This is a genomic window from Ruminococcus sp. AM42-11, assembly GCF_003480145.1.
In the GTDB taxonomy this organism is placed as follows: Bacteria; Bacillota; Clostridia; order Lachnospirales; family Lachnospiraceae; genus Blautia_A; species Blautia_A faecis.
Window position 1 is genome coordinate 1 of the sequence record NZ_QUIO01000103.1, and the last position, 603, is coordinate 603.

Sequence of the window (603 nt, forward strand, 5' to 3'; positions counted from 1 at the left end):
AGGAGCTGCCGAAGGCGGGACCGATGACTGGGGTGAAGTCGTAACAAGGTAGCCGTATCGGAAGGTGCGGCTGGATCACCTCCTTTCTAAGGAAGAAGTAGAGAAGAAAAATGTGTTTTACTGTTGAGTTATCAAGGAAAGACAATTAAATATTTCCGGTGTCGATGCGCTTAGGGGAAACACCCGTTCCCATCCCGAACACGACGGTTAAGACCTAAGCGGCCGATGGTACTGCATTGGAGACGATGTGGGAGAGCAGGTGGGCGCCAGATTATGGGGATGTAGCTCAGTTGGGAGAGCACCTGCCTTGCAAGCAGGGGGTCGAGAGTTCGAATCTCTTCATCTCCACTGGAATCGTAAGATTTCAAAATGGGCTTATAGCTCAGCTGGTTAGAGCGCACGCCTGATAAGCGTGAGGTCGGTGGTTCGAGTCCACTTAAGCCCATAGGCTTAAATCTTTATTAGCCGTGAGGTTAAGTGATTAAGCCTTTGATTGTACCTTGAAAACTGCATACATGTAAATTTGATTAAAGTTTAATCAAATATCCTTGATACAAACGTTAAAACGTAAGATAGGAAGACATCGATTTAGTCTGTGAGAGC

General features: G+C 46.6%; 2 tRNA genes and 2 rRNA genes. All 4 read left to right on the top strand.

Features of this window, described 5'->3' with window-relative positions:
* Nucleotides 1–86, top strand: a 16S ribosomal RNA gene (locus DW904_RS22565); the annotation flags it as partial.
* 68 nt (nt 87–154) lie between these two features.
* Nucleotides 155–272 (top strand): 5S ribosomal RNA (gene rrf, locus DW904_RS22570).
* 3 nt (nt 273–275) lie between these two features.
* Nucleotides 276–348 (top strand) — tRNA-Ala (locus tag DW904_RS22575).
* A gap of 23 nt (nt 349–371) precedes the next feature.
* Nucleotides 372–445 (top strand) — tRNA-Ile (locus tag DW904_RS22580).
* The last annotated feature ends 158 nt before the right edge of the window (nt 446–603 follow it).